The sequence below is a fragment of the Mesorhizobium sp. WSM4849 genome, assembly GCF_055811385.1.
Genome location: NZ_JBVVPW010000019.1, coordinates 103,190 through 122,274, shown reverse-complemented (window position 1 = coordinate 122,274; position 19,085 = coordinate 103,190). Strand labels below are relative to the sequence as shown.

17 protein-coding genes and 2 pseudogenes are annotated in these 19,085 nt (G+C 60.4%); 13 read left to right on the top strand and 6 right to left on the bottom strand.

Annotated elements, in window-relative coordinates:
* Position 1 precedes the first annotated feature (1 nt).
* The 3 genes and pseudogenes from AC0L3L_RS21870 to AC0L3L_RS21860 all read right to left on the bottom strand — a co-directional run.
* Entirely contained in the window at positions 2 to 1,321 is a 1,320-nt protein-coding gene (locus AC0L3L_RS21870; protein WP_473489148.1) for an oligosaccharide flippase family protein, read from the bottom strand.
* 160 nt (positions 1,322 to 1,481) lie between these two features.
* Positions 1,482 to 2,288, bottom strand: a complete 807-nt coding sequence (locus AC0L3L_RS21865; protein ID WP_473489149.1) for a WecB/TagA/CpsF family glycosyltransferase — start codon at positions 2,286 to 2,288, stop codon at positions 1,482 to 1,484.
* A 170-nt stretch (positions 2,289 to 2,458) separates the two neighbouring features.
* Positions 2,459 to 2,581: pseudogene (locus tag AC0L3L_RS21860) on the bottom strand (bifunctional Delta(1)-pyrroline-2-carboxylate/Delta(1)-piperideine-2-carboxylate reductase); the annotation flags it as partial.
* Between the two features lie 178 nt (positions 2,582 to 2,759).
* Here AC0L3L_RS21860 and AC0L3L_RS21855 point away from each other — a divergent pair.
* The 10 genes and pseudogenes from AC0L3L_RS21855 to AC0L3L_RS21810 form a co-directional block, all read left to right on the top strand.
* On the top strand, positions 2,760 to 3,377 hold the full coding sequence (locus AC0L3L_RS21855; RefSeq protein WP_473489150.1) for an SIS domain-containing protein: 618 nt from the start codon (positions 2,760 to 2,762) through the stop codon (positions 3,375 to 3,377).
* On the top strand, positions 3,374 to 4,642 hold the full coding sequence (locus AC0L3L_RS21850; protein WP_473489151.1) for an HAD-IIIA family hydrolase: 1,269 nt from the start codon (positions 3,374 to 3,376) through the stop codon (positions 4,640 to 4,642). The genes AC0L3L_RS21855 and AC0L3L_RS21850 overlap by 4 nt, the downstream gene beginning before the upstream one ends.
* Complete coding sequence (locus AC0L3L_RS21845) at positions 4,635 to 5,690, top strand: NAD-dependent epimerase/dehydratase family protein (protein WP_473639071.1); 1,056 nt, start codon at positions 4,635 to 4,637, stop codon at positions 5,688 to 5,690. Before AC0L3L_RS21850 ends, AC0L3L_RS21845 begins: the two co-directional genes overlap by 8 nt.
* A gap of 33 nt (positions 5,691 to 5,723) precedes the next feature.
* Positions 5,724 to 6,806, top strand: a complete 1,083-nt coding sequence (locus AC0L3L_RS21840; protein WP_123147937.1) for a GHMP family kinase ATP-binding protein — start codon at positions 5,724 to 5,726, stop codon at positions 6,804 to 6,806.
* A 103-nt stretch (positions 6,807 to 6,909) separates the two neighbouring features.
* Positions 6,910 to 7,443: a dTDP-4-dehydrorhamnose 3,5-epimerase gene (gene rfbC / locus AC0L3L_RS21835; RefSeq protein WP_352963810.1), complete on the top strand. Its 534-nt coding sequence runs from the start codon at positions 6,910 to 6,912 to the stop codon at positions 7,441 to 7,443.
* Between the two features lie 46 nt (positions 7,444 to 7,489).
* Positions 7,490 to 8,827 (top strand): NAD(P)H-dependent oxidoreductase, encoded by a 1,338-nt coding sequence (locus tag AC0L3L_RS21830; RefSeq protein WP_473529706.1) that lies wholly within the window; start codon positions 7,490 to 7,492, stop codon positions 8,825 to 8,827.
* A 41-nt stretch (positions 8,828 to 8,868) separates the two neighbouring features.
* Entirely contained in the window at positions 8,869 to 9,657 is a 789-nt protein-coding gene (locus AC0L3L_RS21825; protein ID WP_133254760.1) for a phosphatase PAP2 family protein, read from the top strand.
* 767 nt (positions 9,658 to 10,424) lie between these two features.
* Entirely contained in the window at positions 10,425 to 10,997 is a 573-nt protein-coding gene (locus AC0L3L_RS21820) for an FkbM family methyltransferase (protein WP_473489156.1), read from the top strand.
* Positions 10,998 to 11,460: 463 nt separating this feature from the next.
* Entirely contained in the window at positions 11,461 to 12,531 is a 1,071-nt protein-coding gene (gene gmd / locus AC0L3L_RS21815) for a GDP-mannose 4,6-dehydratase (protein WP_473489157.1), read from the top strand.
* Positions 12,532 to 12,546: 15 nt separating this feature from the next.
* Positions 12,547 to 12,801, top strand: a pseudogene (locus AC0L3L_RS21810) (NAD-dependent epimerase/dehydratase family protein); the annotation flags it as partial.
* Positions 12,802 to 13,256: 455 nt separating this feature from the next.
* On the opposite strand, the gene AC0L3L_RS21805 reads toward AC0L3L_RS21810, so the two are convergent.
* Positions 13,257 to 13,958 (bottom strand): alpha/beta fold hydrolase, encoded by a 702-nt coding sequence (locus tag AC0L3L_RS21805; protein WP_473497008.1) that lies wholly within the window; start codon positions 13,956 to 13,958, stop codon positions 13,257 to 13,259.
* Positions 13,959 to 14,144: 186 nt separating this feature from the next.
* Between AC0L3L_RS21805 and AC0L3L_RS21800 the strand changes: the two genes are divergently transcribed.
* Positions 14,145 to 15,704: a winged helix-turn-helix domain-containing tetratricopeptide repeat protein gene (locus tag AC0L3L_RS21800; RefSeq protein WP_473497010.1), complete on the top strand. Its 1,560-nt coding sequence runs from the start codon at positions 14,145 to 14,147 to the stop codon at positions 15,702 to 15,704.
* 1,037 nt (positions 15,705 to 16,741) lie between these two features.
* Here AC0L3L_RS21800 and AC0L3L_RS21795 read toward each other — a convergent pair.
* Entirely contained in the window at positions 16,742 to 16,972 is a 231-nt protein-coding gene (locus tag AC0L3L_RS21795) for a hypothetical protein (protein WP_473639084.1), read from the bottom strand.
* A gap of 404 nt (positions 16,973 to 17,376) precedes the next feature.
* Between AC0L3L_RS21795 and AC0L3L_RS21790 the strand changes: the two genes are divergently transcribed.
* Both AC0L3L_RS21790 and AC0L3L_RS21785 read left to right on the top strand, forming a co-directional pair.
* A complete protein-coding gene (locus AC0L3L_RS21790) occupies positions 17,377 to 17,511 on the top strand; it encodes a helix-turn-helix domain-containing protein (RefSeq protein WP_473639070.1) in 135 nt (44 codons plus the stop codon).
* Positions 17,512 to 17,776: 265 nt separating this feature from the next.
* Positions 17,777 to 18,073: a hypothetical protein gene (locus tag AC0L3L_RS21785; protein WP_473497013.1), complete on the top strand. Its 297-nt coding sequence runs from the start codon at positions 17,777 to 17,779 to the stop codon at positions 18,071 to 18,073.
* A 424-nt stretch (positions 18,074 to 18,497) separates the two neighbouring features.
* Here AC0L3L_RS21785 and ligD read toward each other — a convergent pair whose 3' ends face one another.
* The gene (gene ligD, locus AC0L3L_RS21780; protein WP_473497015.1) at positions 18,498 to 18,926 is read right to left on the bottom strand and encodes a non-homologous end-joining DNA ligase LigD; all 429 of its coding nucleotides are present in this window, start codon (positions 18,924 to 18,926) and stop codon (positions 18,498 to 18,500) included.
* Between the last annotated feature and the right edge of the window lie 159 nt (positions 18,927 to 19,085).

Here is a 19,085-nt window from a genome sequence, read left to right as displayed (position 1 = left end):
CCTACGACCGGAAACGATCGGCCTCGTGCTCCAACGGCGCGGATTGGGACGCCGGCGGATATCCTCGCACCCGGCCTGCGTCGCAAGCCGCCGCCGTGCGAAGGACGGCCGCTCCGCCAATGAGGAAGAAGCCGGCTGAAACCACCAGCACGACGACTTCCTTCGCCACCATCGCATAAACAATGGCTTGCTCCGCCATGACGAAAGACAAAAAATATGCGGCCACCAGGAATACTAGCAGACCGGATGCGTTAAGGGCGGTCCATTCATTTTCATACCCGTAACTAAACATGAATATATTTGATGTGAATGTATTTATGTTCATCAGCAATGGTATAATTGCCATTGCGCGCACGATAGGTGTCGCTCCTGAAAATTCATCTCCAAAGAGGATCAATATTATATTTGGAGCAACAAAGAACATTCCAATACTCATCGCCGTTCCGCCTGCTATGGTGAATAGTGATCTCCTTATCAGTCGTATCCCGGCAGCAGGGTCGACATGAGCGTAGTATGAAACCCTCGGGAGGAAGGTATCCATAAGCAACTTGAAAAATACCCGCGCGGCTAATAGGAATTTTTCGGCGACAGAATATTGTCCGGCTGCGACATAACCTTCGAAATGCTCGACAAGGGCGACAGGGAGGGTGACGAGGGCAGCGTCCATGGCTACGAAGAGGCATCCGCTCCAGCCATTGCGCAGCTGCATTCCAATCGTCGAAAGCGTCACGGACCTGAAGCCGCCGAACCCAATCGGAAGGATGAAAGGTAAGCAGATGACGCCACTGACGACGGGAACTGCGCTTTGGATGGCAACGGCGAGCGCGACCTGGTCAGGTGATGCGACCAAGGCGACGAAACAGACTAGCGCCAGAACGCGAGCAACAACCACCGCGACGGCCGCCTGCCAGGCGCGTTCCAGGCCGACGAAGAGCCAGGCCGGAAAAATAATGCTGCCGGCGGCCGCGAGCATCGCGCACAGGAATGTCGGCCTACTGAGCGCCAGGACGTCGCCGGCCAGCACAAGGCCAACCAGGCATACGGCAACGAACAGCACTGCCTTGGTGGCCATGACCTGAGCAGCGAGTGACGCGATCGCCGCCGGCTCGTATCGAAGGGAAGCAACCCTGCGCTGCGCGGTCCAATGAAATCCATAGGCCACGACGACGGCAGCGAGTTGTCCGATGGCGAGCGCATATGCGTACTGCCCGAAACTCATGGGTCCGAGGACACGCCCGGCATAGGGCAAGATGATCAGCGGCTGCAGGACGTCGGTGACATGCAGGACAGCCAGACTGGCGGCCTGTTTGCTCAGAGTCATGGTAGCCTCCAGTCAGGTGCCTGTCGAGGCAATGCAGACCACACCGTCCAGACATGGGCAGCGCCGCCTCCCAGCAGCGCCAAAGAGCAGCCGCCCGTGAAGGAGTTGGCGCAGATCAGCAACACGGCGGTCCGAGTGTGTTCACTGGTTCCGCCTCCCTCTAACCGTCACGAAGTCTGCGCCTGGGAAGCAGCGACGCCTGCAGCAAAGCCAGGATGAACAGGCTGTTCGTCACGAGATACCTGCTCGCCAGGCGGCGGGGATCCTGGAAGAGCCGGTGCAGCCATTCCAGCCCGCTCTTCTGCATCCATTGCGGCGCCCGCTTGACGTCTCCGGCGTGGAAATCGAAAGCTGCTCCTACCCCCAACATGACCGCATTGATCCGGCCGCGATGCGCCTGCATCCAGCTTTCCTGCTTGGGACATCCGAGCCCCACCCACACGATCCTCGCGCCGGACTGATTGATCATTCTGACCACTGCCTCATCTTCCTCGGCCGACAGAGGGCGGCGCGGAGGTGAGTAAGAGCCCACGATGTTTATGCCGGCAAACTCGGTTCGAATGCACCCTCCGAGACGCTGGAGGGTGCCCGGGCTGCCGCCGTACAGGAACATTGGCGTGCCGAGTTCCGATGCCCTCCGGCAACAAATCCACATCAGGTCCGGTCCGCTGATGCGCGGCTGATCCGCGTGTCCCTGCCGCCTCAGCATCCAGGCCACCGGCGCTCCATCCGGCGCGACAAGGTCGGCGCTATCCATCGCTTCGGCATGGGCGCGATTGCGGCGGGCGGTGACGACACTGTGGACATTGCACAGGAAAACCGTTCGGCTCTCCCGCCGTAGGGCCCAGTCGAAGACGCAGTTGACTGCCTGCGCCAAGCCCAGGGCGTGCACGGGTACCCCAAGCACTTGCTCGCGCAACTGTCCCTGATCGATCGCGTGTCCCTGATCGATCGCGAGCTCTGTCATGCCACACCCTCGATTGCTGCAATAGGTGAGCCATCATCACAGCGTGCGAGCACTTCGAGTTCAATTGCTATTCCGAACGGGAAGCTGGCGGGCGGCGCGCTCACCGGAGGTAGCTAAAAGGAATATCCCTTGTTCTCTCCGTGGTGCCGAAAGAGCGCATGAAATGCGCAGCCCGTCCCGCCGTCGAGCAGGAGGTAAAGCCCCATCACCGCGGGTTTGCCTACGGCATTGTTGTCGGGCGACACCGTGACGATCTTGACGCCGATATGGCCGCCTGCCGACGTGCCGGCCGCAACGGAGAGAACAAGGGATTTAGGTACCTCCGATGAGCGCCGCCCGCCAGCTTCCGTTCGGAATAGCATTCGGAATAGCAATTGAACTCGAAGTGCTCGCACGCTGTGATGATGGCTCACCTATTGCAGCCATCGACGGTGGCATAACAGAGCTCGCGATCGATCAGGGAGTGGTGGGATGTCGCAAATGTTCGCGTATGATGCCCTCTGGTTGCAGCCTAAAGAATTCACGCAGGATTATCTGGCATCGCTGTGCATCGCATTGGCGCAGATCGATACGGATGCCGTGCAGGAGGCGATACAGATGCTGCGCGCCGTACGCGATGCGGGCGGCACAGTCTTCGTCGCCGGCAACGGCGGCAGCGCAGCGACCGCCTCCCACTGGGTCAATGACCTCGGTAAGGCCACGAAGCGCTCGGGAAGGCAGCCAATCCGGGTCATGGGCCTGACAGACAACGTCTCCTGGATGACGGCGCTCGGCAATGACGAAGGCTACGAGCGTATCTTTGCCGGCCAGATGGAGAACTTCGCCAAGCCGGGTGACGTGCTCATAGTGATTTCAGCCAGCGGGAACTCGCTTAATCTCGTGCGGGCAGTCGAACTCGCTCGCGAAAGGAAGGTAGCCACCATCGGCATTGTCGGTTTTGACGGCGGCACGCTTAAAGAGCTCGTCGATCAGCCAGTATGGGTGCGGTCTGAAAAAGGCACCTACGAACTCGTCGAGGACGCCCACGCCGCGATCTGTCATGCCATCACGCGATACCTCGTCGCCGACCGACCGGAGCGCGGTCAATGAATATTGTCCTGCCGAGCTCTCCCTGCCTGCAAAAGGCAGATGTCGAGGGCCGCACCTACAGCCGGCCGCGCCAGGCGGTCATCCTGGCCGGCGGGCGTGGCACGCGCATGCGGCCGATCACACTCGACCGCCCGAAACCAATGGTGCCGGTGCTCGGCCGCCCTTTTTTGGAATACCAGATCGAACAGCTGCGGCAGGAGGGGTTCGAAAGGGTTCTTCTTCTACTCGGGTATTTGTCCCATGTGGTGATGGACCACTTCGGCGACGGCAGCAGGTTGGGCCTCAGTATCGAATATGCCGTCACCCGTCCCGACGACCTCACCAGCAGCCGGGTATCCAATGCCCGTCACCTCATAGATCCGTGCTTCCTGCTGCTGTATTGTGACAATTACTGGCCGATGCGCATGGAGCGGCTGTGGCAACGCTTCTGTGCGGCCGGCAAGCCTGGAATGATCACGGTCTACAGCAACAAGGACGGCTATTCACGCGGCAGCGTGATCCTTGATGCGGACGACAATGTGACCGTCTTCGACCGGCTCCGCACCACGCCTGGGCTGCAGGGAGTCGAGATCAGCTATGCCATACTGACCGATCTCGCCCTCGAACTCCTGCCCGACGAGGACACCCTCTTCGAGGAGGCCATCTACACGCCGCTCGCGACGCAGCATCGCCTCGCCGGCTTCGTGAGCGAGCACCGCTATTACAGCGTGGGCTCGATCGAGCGTCTACCCGCGACGGAGCGCTTTATGAGGCGCGAAAAAACCATGCTCGTAGATAGGGACGGCGTACTCAACTGCAGACCGCCACGGGCTCAATATGTGTGTTCATGGGACCAGTGGGAGTGGGTTCCGGGTGCAAAGCAGGCGTTGGCCCTTCTGAACGAGGCCGGCTACCGCATAGTCATCATCTCGAACCAGGCAGGGATAGCGCGCGGAGCGATGACCGCCGCTGATCTCGAGGCGCTTCACCAGCGCATGTGCGCCGAGTCCGAAGCCGTCGGCGGCAAGATCGCGGAGATCTACCACTGCCCACACGGCTGGGACGACGGCTGCGACTGCCGCAAGCCCAAACCCGGCATGCTGTATCAGGCACAGCGCGACTTTGATCTCGACCTCACACGCACTCTCTTTGTCGGCGATGACGATCGTGACCGTCAAGCGGCCGAAGCCGCGGACTGCCTATATGCGCAAGTAAGCGAGCAATGCTCGCTTCTGGACCTCACCCGTCAACTCCTTTCGAAAGCGGAGCAGGGCAGACATGAATGAACCAACACGCGTTCTCGTCACCGGACACAATGGATATCTCGGTTCTGTCATGGTGCCCGTGTTGCAGGCGGCGGGCTATGAGGTGGTCGGGCTGGACATGGGATATTTTCGTGCGTGCACCCTGGGAGCCGACAATACCAGTGTGCCCGAGATCACAAAGGATCTGCGCGCCATCGAACCCCCGGATCTCCAGGGCTTTGACGCGGTGATCCATCTGGCGGCACTCTCGAACGACCCGATCGGAAATCTCAACGCGGATTGGACGAGGCAGATCAATGCGGAAGGGACAGTTCGTCTGGCCACGATGGCCAAGGCGGCCGGCATCCGGCGGTTCCTATTTTCCTCCTCCTGCATCATGTATGGCATGTCGAAAGCCGCCGTCGTCGACGAAACCGCCCCGCTGGCGCCGCAAACAGAGTACGCAAGATCGAAGGCTGTTGCCGAAGAAGCGCTGCGCGCGCTGGCGGACGACCGGTTCTCGCCCATCTATTGCCGCAACGGCACCGTCTATGGTCTCTCGCCGCGAATGCGCTTCGACACCGTGCTGAACAATTTCATGGGCAGCGCCTTCACAACTGGACACGTCGAAGTCCATAGCGATGGCACGCCATGGCGGCCCGTGGTTCATGTCCAGGATGTCGCGCGCTATTTCAAATTGATGCTGGAGGCGCCGCTACAGGACATCCACAATGAGGCGTTCAACATGGGTGTTGAAAGCCTCAATCTTCAGGTGCGCGAGATAGCGGAGATCGCCGTTGACGCCGTCCCCGGCGCGCAGCTCACAATGACACCGAAGCCGGGCGCGGACCAAAGGACCTACAAGGCGGACTTCAGCAAGTTCTCACGGACTTTCCCGGATTTCGAGTTTCAGTCGACGGCGCGAAAGGGAGCGCAGGAGCTTTACGAGGCGTTCCGCTCGATCGCACTTAGATTTGAAGACTTTACCGACAAGCGCTTCACGCGGCTGCGCTGGCTCGATCATTTGCTCAAGGCGGGGATGCTCGATGATCAGCTGCGCTGGCGAACCGCACAGCCGCGTGTTGCCTAATTTTCATTCCGTTGATTTTCGAGAGGGCAAAATATGGAACAGCTAGACGATACCAAAGCCGTGGGGCGCCGCTCAGGACTGGACCTTCTGACCATCATCGATCGCGCTGCACAGCGTCTACCGTCTCTCGTCCTGACGCGCACTCCTTTGCGCGTCAGTTTTGCTGGCGGCGGTACCGACCTGCCCGATTTCTACAATCTCGATTGCGGCGCGGTCTTCAGCGCGGCAGTGGACAAGTACATCTATGTCACCGTCAAGCGTCACAGCGAGATCTTTAATGAACCCATCCGCTTGAACTATTCACAGACAGAGCAGGTAAACACCATAGGGGAGATCAAGAACAACATCGCTCGCGAATGCCTGCGTTTCCTGGAGATCGAACCGCCGATTTACATCTCGACGGTCGGAGACATGCCGGCCTCGACGGGCATGGGGGGGTCGAGCTCGTTCACGGTGGGACTGCTCAACGCCCTACATGCATTCCGGGGAGAACGTGTCACCCCTGGCCAACTCGCCGAAGAGGCATGTCACATCGAGATGGACATCCTCAAGGAGCCGATTGGCAAGCAGGACCAGTATGCCGCCGCGTTCGGGGGCATGAACCTGTTCCGCTTCCAGCCTGGCGGCGCGGTAACGGTCGAGCCGCAGCGGGTGCGCAATGGCGCCGTCGAACATCTCTTCAGCAACCTGATGATGTTCTGGACATCGCATCAGCGACCGGCCAGTTCCGTGCTGGCAGAGCAGAAGGCGAACACGTCAAGCAATCTCGATACGCTCAGGCGGATGCGGGACGATGCCTTCATGCTTCAGGAGATCTTTTCGGAGCCCGTCATCGACATAGAACGCTTCGGTGCCGTCCTTCACGCAGGGTGGGAGATGAAGCGGAGTTTGGCGTCCCGCGTGAGTAACGCGGCGATCAATGGCCACTACGACCTCGCCAGGGACGCAGGTGCGGAAGGCGGCAAGCTGTGCGGCGCCGGCGGCGGCGGATTCCTTATGTTCGCGGTCAAGCCGGAACGCCGGGAAAGCGTAAGACGCGCACTCTCACACCTAGCCTATGTGCCTATCGGCTATGAAGTCCACGGCTCGCGCCTCTTGCATCCGGCGCAAGTCTGATGCCGTCCCGCGATCGCACAAGCGGACCGCCGGCGCGAGCAACCCTCAGGAGAGCGTCGGAGATGCGACCCGACGTGACACTCATTTGATCAATCGATCTACGATGCTTTTCACAAAGACCGATATTCCCGGCGCCACCCTGGTGGAACTGCAGAAATTCGAAGACGAGCGGGGCTTTTTCGCACGCGGCTGGTGTTCGCGGGAATTTGCCGAGCAGGGGCTTCCGGATCATGTCGTGCAGATGAATATTTCATACAACAGGCACAAGCATACACTGCGCGGCTTCCACTACCAGCTGGCTCCCCATGGCGAGGACAAGATGCTTCGCTGCATACGGGGCAGCCTGTACGACGTGCTGATCGACCTGCGGCCCGAGTCGCCCACCTATAAGCAGCACCTCACTGTGGAACTTTCCGCGGCGAACCAACGGATGCTGGTGATACCGAAGGGCTGCGCGAACGCCTTTCTCACCATTGAGGACCACACCGAGGCCACGTATCTCGTCTCCGAATTCTATGCACCTGCAGCCGAACGCGGTGTTCGTTGGAACGATTCTGCTTTCGCCGTGAAGTGGCCAGTGGATGAGCCGGCGGTGATCTCAGATAAGGACCGAACTTGGCCGGACTACGCCGAATGACCTTTCTCGGCGACGAACTTGCGGGAGCGCTACAGAGGAGACGCAAATGTTCATCGTCGACAGGGAGTTGGAGTTGCTCCAGGCTGAGGGGCGTCCAATTCGCGTGGGTATGGTGGGGGCCGGTTTCATGGCCCGAGGCATCGCGATGCAGATGCTGCGACATGTTCCGGGCATGAAACTCGCAGCCATTTCCAACAGACACGTGGAAAAGGCGCGAGAGGCCTATGCCGCTGCGGGCGCGGACGATGTGACGGAGGCGACCAGCACCAAAGCGCTTGAGGATCTCGTGGCCAGCGGCCGCCGCGCGATCACGGCGGACCCGATGCACATTTGCGAGGCCGAAGGCATCGACATCGTCGTCGAGGCGACAGGCGCGATCGAGTTCGCTGCCCACGTCACAATGCGCGCGATCCGGCACGGCAAGCATGTCGCCCTGATGAATGCCGAACTCGACGGCACGATCGGCCCAATCCTGAAAGTGTATGCCGACCAGGCAGGCGTGGTCCTCACCAATGTGGAGGGGGATCAGCCGGGCGTCATCATGAACCTCTACCGTTGGGTCAGGGGCCTGGGCATACGTCCCGTGCTTTGCGGGAACATCAAGGGCCTGCACGATCCCTACCGAAATCCGACGACCCAGGAGGGATTTGCCAAGAAATGGGGGATGAAGGCCCCGATGGTCACCTCCTTCGCGGACGGCACGAAGATCTCATTCGAGAATGCCATCGTCGCTAACGCCACAGGCATGCTGGTGGCCAAGCGCGGCATGTACGGGCCTGTGGTCGAGCCCGGGACCCCGATCCAGGAGGCGGTCGGCTGGTATCCGCTCAATCAGCTCCTCGAGGGGCCGGGGATAGTTGATTATTGTGTCGGCGCCACGCCCAACCCCGGCGTCTTCGTTCTTGGCACCACAGAGAATGCCGTCGAGAAACACTATCTGTCACTCTACAAGATGGGCCCCGGGCCGCTCTACTGTTTCTATTGGCCTTATCATCTGTGTCATTTCGAGGTGCCCTTCACGGTGGCGAGGGCCGCGATCTTCCGCGATGCTGCGATTGCGCCCCTGGGCGCGCCGACCGTTGACGTGGTGGCCGCCGCCAAGCGGGACCTTAGTGCCGGAGAGATCCTCGATGGCCTCGGACATTACATGACCTATGGCCTCTGCGAGAACGCGCCGACGGTGCACGCCGAGCGGCTTGTGCCGATCGGGCTCGCCGAGGGCTGCCGACTGCTGCGCGACGTCAAGCGCGACGAGGTGCTCGGCTATGACGACATCGAGCTTCCGGTAGGGCGGCTGTGCGACGCGCTGCGCCGGGCGCAGGATCTTGTCTTCTTCGGCAGCTCTGCCGCGTCACCGCAGCGCGAGGTTCTTACAACCGCTTAGTTAGCGGGATGTTCCGCAGACCGAGCCCGAGGAGGTTCGAGATGGCCGAACCGATGGCGCGAACGCTATCCGACTTCCATTACCTGAAGCATGCCGCCGCGCTTTGCCTCCTCTTTGTGGGTACGACTTTCCTGGCCCTTAACCCGGATTGGATCGACAGGCCCCTCGTAAAGGCCATTAACACCGTAGCGAGCAATCAGCCCTTCGCCAGCCGGCTCGCTTTCGGTGCCGTCTACCCAACAACCGAGGGCGCTATAGTTGTGTCCTTGCTTTGGTATTGCTGGTTCGCCCATGACAGGCCGGAATCGAGGGCAAGGCTGGTGAGCGGCGTCTGCGCAGCTGTCCTCGCGGCGCTCGTCGCGCATTTCCTGCAGGGCACTCTGCCGACGACGCCAAAGCCGATTTTTGACGCCGCACTTGGGCTTCATATCCCGGAGGTTCTGGGCGACGCTGCCGTTCTGCGCTCAGCGCCGTTCGCCGGCAGCCCCGGGTTCCCCAGCGAGCGAGCGGTTCTGTTCGCGGGTTTAGCGATCGCCATTCTTCTCGTTCGCTTCGAACTCGGACTCCTCGCCCTGGCCTGCACCTTGGTGATAGAGCTTGCGCGAGTCTACTTGGGGCTGCATTACCCGACCAATGCTCTGGGTAGTCTCGCCTTGGCCGCGACCCTGGCATGGCTAGCACAAACGCGCCCGAGCCTTGAACTCGGCGCCTTGTTTCTCCGGTGGGAGCGCGGCGCCGCACCAAGCTTCTATCTGTGCAGCTTTCTGGTCTCATACCTTGTTATTGCGTTTCAGGACTTGCGCGAACTTGCCAAAGGGCTTCTCCAGTAGGAACTGGTGTGAAGCCATGCTGAAGGGTTCGCAACAGCGGCGAATTACCACAATGCAACGGATCAAAAAATATGCATCCGGCAGCTGGATAAGGCCCCCCATACGGCTTCCACTGGCCCTATTACCTCTGCCATTTCGAGTACCCACTACGTCGCGCGGCCGCTGTTCAAAAAGCCCGATCGCTCCGCTCGGCGAAGCCCAAGGTCAATTTCGTTCGAACCGCGAAGGCCCGCCCTCCCCTGCGTTCAGCTCCGCAACGAACAGGATCACCACTCCTTCGGCTCCGCAAGTAGCCGGCACGCAGCCCTCGGACAGGGCATCGGCGTAGGGACTCGTGAGCCGGCGATCGCAGCGGGGCGGCTACTTCCTATGCAGCGGGGCGAAGACGTTGGCCGAGCCCAAGGCGACGCTCCCGCAGCATCTGTTACGAACGCCGAGCGATGGGGATTACCTCCTTTTGCTGGAGTGCCTGCCACAATGACACTCTGGTCGCGGGAGGAAATGATGTAGAATTCACAGGGCGATAGCCGCTCCGCGTTGGGCCAGACTGAACCCATCTGGCGCTCTTGTCCATTTTGGACATGGTGAGGAAGGCGCAGTCAAGCGGAACAGCTACTACAAATAAGCCAAAGGCACTATTGATGTACAATCCAGATTGGCTCCGGTATTGTAAGCGCGTTGTAAGAGCGGCCTTAGGCTTCGATCATCTTCTCCGGCCCGAATGCTCTGTTCCTACACAAAAACTCGGCTCCGTATATGGAGGTTGGGTGGTTGCGGTCGAGCCTCTTCTAGGTACTCCATCCCCTATTGTTCTTTCCTTTGGCTTAGGGGACGACATTTCATTTGATCAGGAAATCAGCAAAGTATTCGGCGCAAAGGTCTTTGGGTTTGATCCGACTCCGGCCAGTCTTGACTGGATTGCCGCTCAGGAATTACCCCCCACTGTGCGGATCTACCCCCTGGGAATATCTAATTTCGACGGGGAGCAGACGTTTGCTGTGTCCGAAGATGATACACGCAGCAATTTTTCCACGAAGATGGTTACGGGCAAGAGCATTATCTGCAACGTGAGGCGTTACTCTACTATCCTGGATATGCTCGGACTGGCAACTATCGATGTGCTGAAACTCGACGTTGAGGGGGCAGAGCACGACGTCCTTCCAGAGGTGCTTGGATCTGATGTCTTACCGAGACAGATTCTCGTCGAGTTTCACCACTGGTGGCACCGCACTCCGGTGGAGCAAACCTACCGAACAGTGGAAGCGATAAAGGGCCAGGGGTACACCCTGTTCCATGTTTCTCCTGCGGGCCACGAATTGTCATTTTTGCTGACGCGATAACAAGCCTTACGAGAACTTTCGACAAGCCGCCGTCGGTGGCGGGGATCGTCGGCAACAAGCGCCCCGACGCCACGCTTGCCAGGTGACCCGAGATGCAGGCTGGACGCGAACGTTTCTCAGCCGGCATGGCCCGCGCCGCACTGGTCAGACGACCCACATGTTCGGCATTGCCGACGGCAGCATGGGCGGCAAGCAGCTCGCGGAGAAGCGGTGGCGCAAGCGCTTGTGAACTGACGGCTCGCGGCAGGGCGGCTACGTCCGACGAGGCTAGCCAAGCAGAAAGGGGACGCACGGGAAGTAGCTGTGACGGGCATTGAGCGGTGGGGATTACCTCCTTTGCCGGCGTGCCTCCCACAATGACACTCTGGTCGAACAAAGCGCTTTCGCCTTTCATTTGAGGAGTGCGGGGGCGGACCGTCGGTCGACGGCGCCACCACGGCCCTCAACGATTGGATGGGGCACGATGACAGATCGCATTGCGCTCATAACTGGTGTGACCGGTCAGGACGGTGCCTACCTTGCCAGACTGCTGCTGGAGAAAGGCTATACTGTCCACGGACTGAAACGCAGATCCTCCTCCTTCAATACCGAACGCATCGACGACATCTACGTCGATCCGCACGAACCGGACGCACGCTTCTTTCTCCACTACGCCGACCTGACCGATGCGACTAATCTCATTCGCATCATTCAGGAGACGCGCCCTACCGAAATCTACAATCTTGCGGCCCAAAGCCATGTCCAGGTAAGCTTCGAGACGCCGGAATATACCGGCAACGCCGATGCCCTTGGCACACTCAGGCTGCTTGAAGCCATACGCATCCTGAAGATGGAAGAGCGGGTGCGCTTTTATCAAGCGTCAACCTCCGAGCTGTTCGGCAAAGTCCAAGAGGTGCCCCAGACGGAGAAGACGCCGTTCTACCCGCGCTCTCCCTATGCGGCGGCCAAACTCTATGCCTATTGGATCACGATCAATTACCGTGAAGCGTACGGAATGTTCGCTTCCAATGGCATACTATTTAATCATGAAGGCCCCACGCGCGGCGAGACGTTTGTGACCCGCAAGATCACACGTGCGGTTGCAGGTATCCAGCGAGGCTTTCAGTCCACCCTCTATCTTGGAAATCTGGACGCGAAACGCGACTGGGGGCATGCTCGCGACTATGTGGAGGGCATGTGGCGGATTCTTCTGCACGCCGAGCCTGACGACTTCGTCCTCGCCACGGGCGAAACCCATTCGGTGCGCGAGTTCGTGGAACGTGCCTTTCGGGCAGTCGGCCGCGTCATCGTCTGGGAAGGTAAGGGGGTGGACGAGATCGGCCGGGATGGCAAGACAGGAGAGATCCTCGTCCGAGTCGACCCACGCCATTTCCGTCCGACGGACGTCGATCTCCTGATGGGAAATCCGGCAAAAGCCCGCTCAAAGCTCGGCTGGTCGCCTAAGACGACGTTCAGCGACCTCGTGGCGGAAATGGTGGCCGCCGATCTCAAACGTCTGGAGCGAGAGAGCTGGCACATGGACAGTAGCGTCTAGAGAGGGCCACCGGTCATGGACTACACTTATCGGCTCGACGCAAAACGGATATTCGTGGCTGGCCACCGCGGCATGGTCGGCTCGACTGTGGCGCGGCGATTGGAGGAGGAAAACTGCGAGGTCCTAATGGCTCCGCGCGACGTTCTCGACCTTCGAAATCAGGACGCCGTGCATCGCTGGATGACAGAAACCAGGCCCGACGCCGTGGTCCTCGCAGCCGCAAAGGTCGGCGGGATTCTCGCCAACGATCGCTATCCGGCCGATTTCCTGCTGCCGCACGCCTGGACCAGCCAGGCTGCGCTCCTCGGCTTCTGACGCCCTCCCTCAAGCATCTAACTCGCAACGCCAACCATCGCTTTGGCAAACACTTGGCTACGGGATTCGCCTGACGGAGACGGATGGCCAAAAGCTAGGTGATTTCGGCGCTCACTGCGGCGTCTCAGCCAAGTGTTGCCCACTACTCGGTGCTAACCTACGGAAATGTCGACGCCATTCTGAGACGGGTGAAAAACCCGGAGATCGAGCAGACTGTATGGTGGGCCCGGAGGATGTATTAAGATTGTTGATTTCATTGTCTTTTTCGCGGGCCAAAATCAGAAATCTTCCCGTATCGCTCCGTATGGTTCCGCGCTTGGTTAGACTGGTCAGCCGGAGACGATACGTTCAGAGCAAGAAAAAAAGGGCCTGGGCGCCGCCGAGCGCCCAGGCAGCCCATCATGGCCGGTTCACTTCTTGCCGACATCGGCGGCCGCCTGCTTGATGAGGTTGGCGACAGCTGCGGGATCGGAGACGTAGACAGCGTGGCTGCCGGGCACCTCGACGGTCGTCGCCTGAGCGCGGCTGGCCATCTGGCGCTGCGCCGGCGGCGGGATCATCTTGTCGTCCTTGGCAACGAGATACCACGAGGGCTTTGCCTTCCAGGCCGGAGCGGTGACCTTGCCTTCGAGTGCCGCCACACCCCACGGCACCTGCGAATCCGCCATGAAGGAGGCGAGCGAGGGACGAACATCGGCGGCGAACGAGGCGGCGAACTTTTCCTTGTCGAGCATCAGGAAGCCGTCGACGGGCGGCAGGATCGGCGGCACCGGCGCTCCGGGCGGCGGGTTGGCGATCAGGCTCGAGACCGACTCGCCGGCGTCTGGCGCGAAGGCCGCGATATAGACGACGGCAGTCACCTTGGGATCGGTGCCGGCCTCGGACACCACGACGCCACCATAGGAATGGCCGACCAGAATGACATTGCCGGGAGCGGCGGCGATGGCGCGCTTGGTGACGGCAACGTCGTCGGCGAGCGAGGTGGTCGGGTTCTGGACGATAGTCACGTCGTAGCCGTCCTTCTTGAGGATCTGGTAGACGCCGTCCCAGCCGGAGCCATCGACGAAGCCGCCATGCACGAGGACGACGGACTTTGCTGCAGTGTTCGACATGTGAGTTCTCCTTTTCAAAGCGTTGGTTGAGCGTTTGTTGCAGGAAGACTATGCGGCAGGGCTGAGGGGCGCGCTTTGAGGCGGCCTTCAGGACCTCTTGATTTTGCATTGAGATCGCTTTGATTTTGCGTCCACGACGCGGCTACAGTGTCGGTCCATTTGGAGCGCGATCTGGAGCGAGTGATTTTGCCGTATCTTTTTGAGGATTTTGCTCTGGACGGCGATCGCCGCGAACTGCGTCGCGGTAACGACCTGATCTCCGTCGAGCCGCAGGTGTTCGACCTGCTGCAGTATCTGATCCGCAATCGCGAGCGGGTGGTCAGCAAGGACGATCTGGTCGATGCGGTCTGGCAGGGGCGCATCATTTCTGACGCCACGCTCGCCAGCCGCATAAATGCCGCCCGCAATGCGCTCGGTGACAGCGGCGAGGAGCAACGCCTCATCCGCACCATCCTGCGCAGGGGCCTTCGCTTTGTCGGCACTGTCCGCGAGGAGGTCCAGATGTCGGAAGCAGGGGCGATCGCCTCGATGGAGCAACCGAAGCCTGGCTCTGGCATTCCCGCCCGTCCATCGATCGCGGTGCTGCCCTTCGTGAATCTGAGCGGCGATCCGGATCAGGACTATTTTGCCGATGGCATGGTGGAGGACATCATTACTGGGCTGTCGCGGATCCGATGGCTCTTCGTCATCGCGCGAAATTCCTCCTTCACCTACAAGGGCCGCGCGGTCGACGTGAAGCAGGTCGGGCGCGAGCTCGGCGTGCGCTACGTGCTGGAGGGCAGCGTGCGCAAGGTGGGAAGCCGTGTCCGCATCGCCGGCCAGCTTATCGACGCCGAGGACGGTAGCCATCTGTGGGCCGAACGCTACGACCGCGACCTGACCGACGTGTTCGCGCTGCAGGACGAGATCACCGTCAGCGTGGTCGCGGCAATAGAGCCCAATTTGCGCCGGGCCGAGATCGAACGCGTCCGGCGCCGGCGCCCCGACAGTCTCGATGCTTATGATCTTCTGCTTCGTGCGCTGTCCGATGTCTACACCTTCATGCCGCAGGGGGCGTCCAAGGCTCTGCCCCTGCTCGATCAGGCTTTAGCCATCGAGCCGACCTATGCCCTTGCCCACGGCTTTGCCGCCTGGGCGCATCAGACGCTGTTCATACGCGGCGGCATGCAAGCGAAGCACCGCGAGAAGGCGGCCCGCCATGCCCATGCGACGATCGAGTACGGTTCGGGCGACGCGATGGCTCTCGCTCTGGCCGGGTTCACCATCGGCCTGGTGGAGCATGACCGCAGGCTGGCCGACGAGGCGTTCGCGGCAGCCCTGGCGCTCAGCGCATCCTGCGCCTTCGTCTATGCCTTCGGCTGCGTGCCGGTGGCCTATGGCGGCGACGCGGCGCGGGCGATCGACTGGGGCGAGCAGGCGATGCGGCTGAGCCCCCTCGACACGATGAGCTGCGTGCCGCAAGGCATCATCGGCTTCGGCAATTTCCTGTCCGGCCGACACGAGCAAGCCGTCATAGCAGGCCGGCGGGCGGTGGAACTGAACCCCGGCTTCAGCATCCTGCACGGATGGCTGGCGGCACCGCTAGCCAGGCTCGGGCAGCTCGACGAGGCAAAAGCCTCGGCTGGGCGGCTGCTCTCGCTCGACCCGCACTTCACCATCGGGCGCTGGTCCGCTGCCGTAGGAATTGCGCCTGATATCATCGATGACGTCACCGACGCCATGCGTATGGCAGGTTTGCCGGCATAGGCATAGCCAGTAAAGGCGCATGCCTAAACAGCGCACTTCGGTCGCCGCCTTGACGAAAGAAAGAGCCTCGCGGCGACCCTGCGCAAGTCCATCGCGACGAGACAATTCCGACTGGATGCCTGGAAGGTTCCGCAGGGCGCTGCACGGCGATCGGTGGAGTTGCGCCGCCACGCCATGCAAGCCGCGCGGCAGGCGATGTTCGAGCTTGCTTTCAACAAAGAGTGCCGGACGTGCAGGCGGCAGATCGAACGGGATGAACGCATCGACGTTCTCTGCGCCTGCGGTTACGCTCTCGTATCGGCCCGTTGTTCGCTTCGGCATTTTTCGACGCTCAATTGGGACCAGCTTCTTTCGGATCGTGGCGCCAAGGAACGACTGCGTTCCTTGCCGCCCCCTCTGGGAATGAAGTCGTTACTAACGGTGAGCGTTAGTCAAGAAAGCGTTCTTAGCGCCAGTGCCTTAGATTGTCGCCGACGACCCGGGCGGTTTTTTTCGGTCCCTGATGTGGCCCTGCCCTCACCTACCGCCGAAGCTGCCAACCGCGCAGTTGGTCGGTTCGATGATCGAGGGAGGCATACATGAGGGTCAAGCCTACGCAGTGAGGAAGGACTCGACGCGGGGAGTTCGAAGGGCTTCGTTGCGCCAACTTCGGTCGTTCAGAGCGGCCGCTACAAAGCGATGGATTTGGTGGGCCCGGAGTACGTGTTTAAACCATTGATTTCATTGTATTTTTCGCGGGCAAAAATCAGAAATCTTCCCGTATCATTCCGTATGGTTCCTACGCTGCACAAGATGGGGCTTCATGCAGGTCCCAGGATGTGGGCTTTGCGTGGTATGATTTCGCGGTTGTTAGCGATCAGCCGCCGCTGTCCAATTCCGTTCCGGTTCGCAGGCACTCCAGATAGGCGCGATAGGCGAAGCTGCGATCGCGCTTCCTCCCCGTGGTTTCCACGAGAATGTGGCTTCGGTAAGAGCCTCGATCGCACGGATCGCGGTCGGCTTGCTTGCGCCGATCAACTTTATGGCCGAGGCAACACTCACGATTGTCGCGGCAATTGCTCGAACAGTCTCACTGCCGGGACGGAGGCGAACTGGGCTTCGAGCAGTCGCACCCGGCCCGCAGATACGAGATTGAACAGTTCCCGCGCCAAAGCGACGGCTTCATCGGAAATCGTGGCGACCCCATCGAGGAAGAAGTCGATCCAGTCCTCCCAGTCCCCTTCGAGCCGGACCAGATTGAGGCGCCGGCAGTTCTGGCTGCGGCGCACGTCTCCGGGCTGCTTGTTCGAACCTGCACGCCGCGCATCAACCGCTTGTGTGCCTCGTTCAGGAGCCGCATGGAAATCGGCAACCGCTGCTTCGACGCTAGCTGGTCGCGGGCATAGGCGAGCGCATCGAGATAATTCGTGACTTCTTCCACATCGGCATTGGGTGCCGGCCTCTCTTCGGCCTCGAAAGCGAGAAGGTCCACGAGTGATGCCTGCGTGCCCTCGATCTGCGACGAGATCACACTGCCTCCTTGCGCACGAAGGCATAGCTGAACCAATCGAGGGAAGGCACCATATCGCCTCCGAGATCGAGCCGAACGAGCGCCTGCTCGGCTTCCCGCAGACGATGTTCGAGCTTGCTTTCAACAAAGAGTGCCGGACGTGCAGGCGGCAGATCGAACGGGATGAACGCATCGACGTTCTCTGCCCCTGCGGTTATGGGAGCGTCCGAGATAGCAAGGGCCGTGGGATGCTCACGAATGCAGGTCTATCGCATCATCCAGAATTATGCCCAGAGCATTTCGCGTTCAGACCTGTAGCCAGCTGTTTCGATGTTTTTGCATTCCTTTGGCGACGGCTTGGAGAGCGCGCAGCGTTCCGGCCTACAAGGAGAAGTCTAGTGTGGCCTATCTCGCAAAGCTGCTTCGCAAATATCAGGACGACGAGTTGTTCCGGTCCTGGCTATTGGTTCGGTTGCCATCCGGCCAAGGCCGCCCGGATTGGCTTTTCGGTCTCGCAATCTCTGCGGTAAACCGATTATGCTGCTGACCAAAGCAACTGCCGCCATAATCGGAGACTGCCCTGATGCATGAACGGAATGAAAATGCGAAGCGCGCCCGTGAAATCCTGAAGGCATGCGGGATCGATTTATGCACAGCCTTCGAGGCGCTAGATGGGCGGCAAATCGATGCGCTGCTCGCACATCTGGATCAGCATCGGTTCAACAAATACGGCCCTATGAGCAAACTTCGCCAACCGCCGGGCAGCGTCAATTCGCGAGTGCGATCGTTTCACGGCCTGCTTCAGGGCCGCGCTGCACTCCGGCAGCCTCGAATCGCTGCATCAGTGGGTACTGAACTCCGGTCGGAGACTGAAGAGTAGCTTGGTGACCAAGCGCTCCTTCTCCTCCCGCGACCACCGCCGGCGTCTCTCAACCGACGTGATCACCTCCACCCGCGGCATCGTCTAGGGCTACTCCTAGGATTATGCCTAGGGCTTCCGACGTTCGCCCTTAGCCAACAAGGCGGCCCTCACCGGAGGGGTACCAAAAATGGTGCGCTAGACGCGTTTGAGATCGCACCTTGAAAATTTCGAGGTGGCCGGAGCTTGCTTGCCGCGAGGTCCGGTTGCAGAGACAAGCCAATTCCGCGACGCTTGGCGCATGTGCAATCGCTACACATCACTACGTCGCAAGAAGCCATACGCCAGTGGACCTGCGCCCTGCGCGACATGCCCGCCCGACATCGGCAAATACACAACAGAGACCACAGCCACGTGTGTGAGCCACATGGAGGTCCAAGCCCGCCTATGCGGCCTTTTTTGCGACCGGTTTGAACGGGTTGCCAATCGGGAATGAGTCCGGCCGAATTCCGCGCTCGACCTGCATCCAGGTCACCGGATGAGCAATTGGTAGGCCGAGCCGCGCTCTTGGCGAGAACGCTCCCACGGCTGTGTTGCCGCGTCCGTTACGCAGATAGTCAATGAAGATTCGGCCTTTTCGGACCGCGGATGCGGAGGACAGCAGGTAACGATCAGGATCTGCATCAACGAGACACTGGGCAAGCGACTTCGCCAATTGTCGCGCACCGTCGTGGGTCATCTTTGTCTCTAGCGGTGCCGTTAAATGGATGCCCTTGGGGCGCTTGAAAGACCTGATGATCGATCTCCGCAACCCCTTTCGTGTCTCAGAATCGGGGTGCACTACACCATGTATCCGGTTCAAAGTGTTACCCATCTATCAACTGGACAAAGAGCATCTCTCCCCCTTCGGGATATCGTCTGATGCTTGAGCACATCTCACATCCGATAGGGAAGTTGCCATGCCGATGCGGGCAGGTTCGCAGTTCGACACTTCGCGATCGCTCGTCGCGTCGAATCCCATCTGCCACCGAGC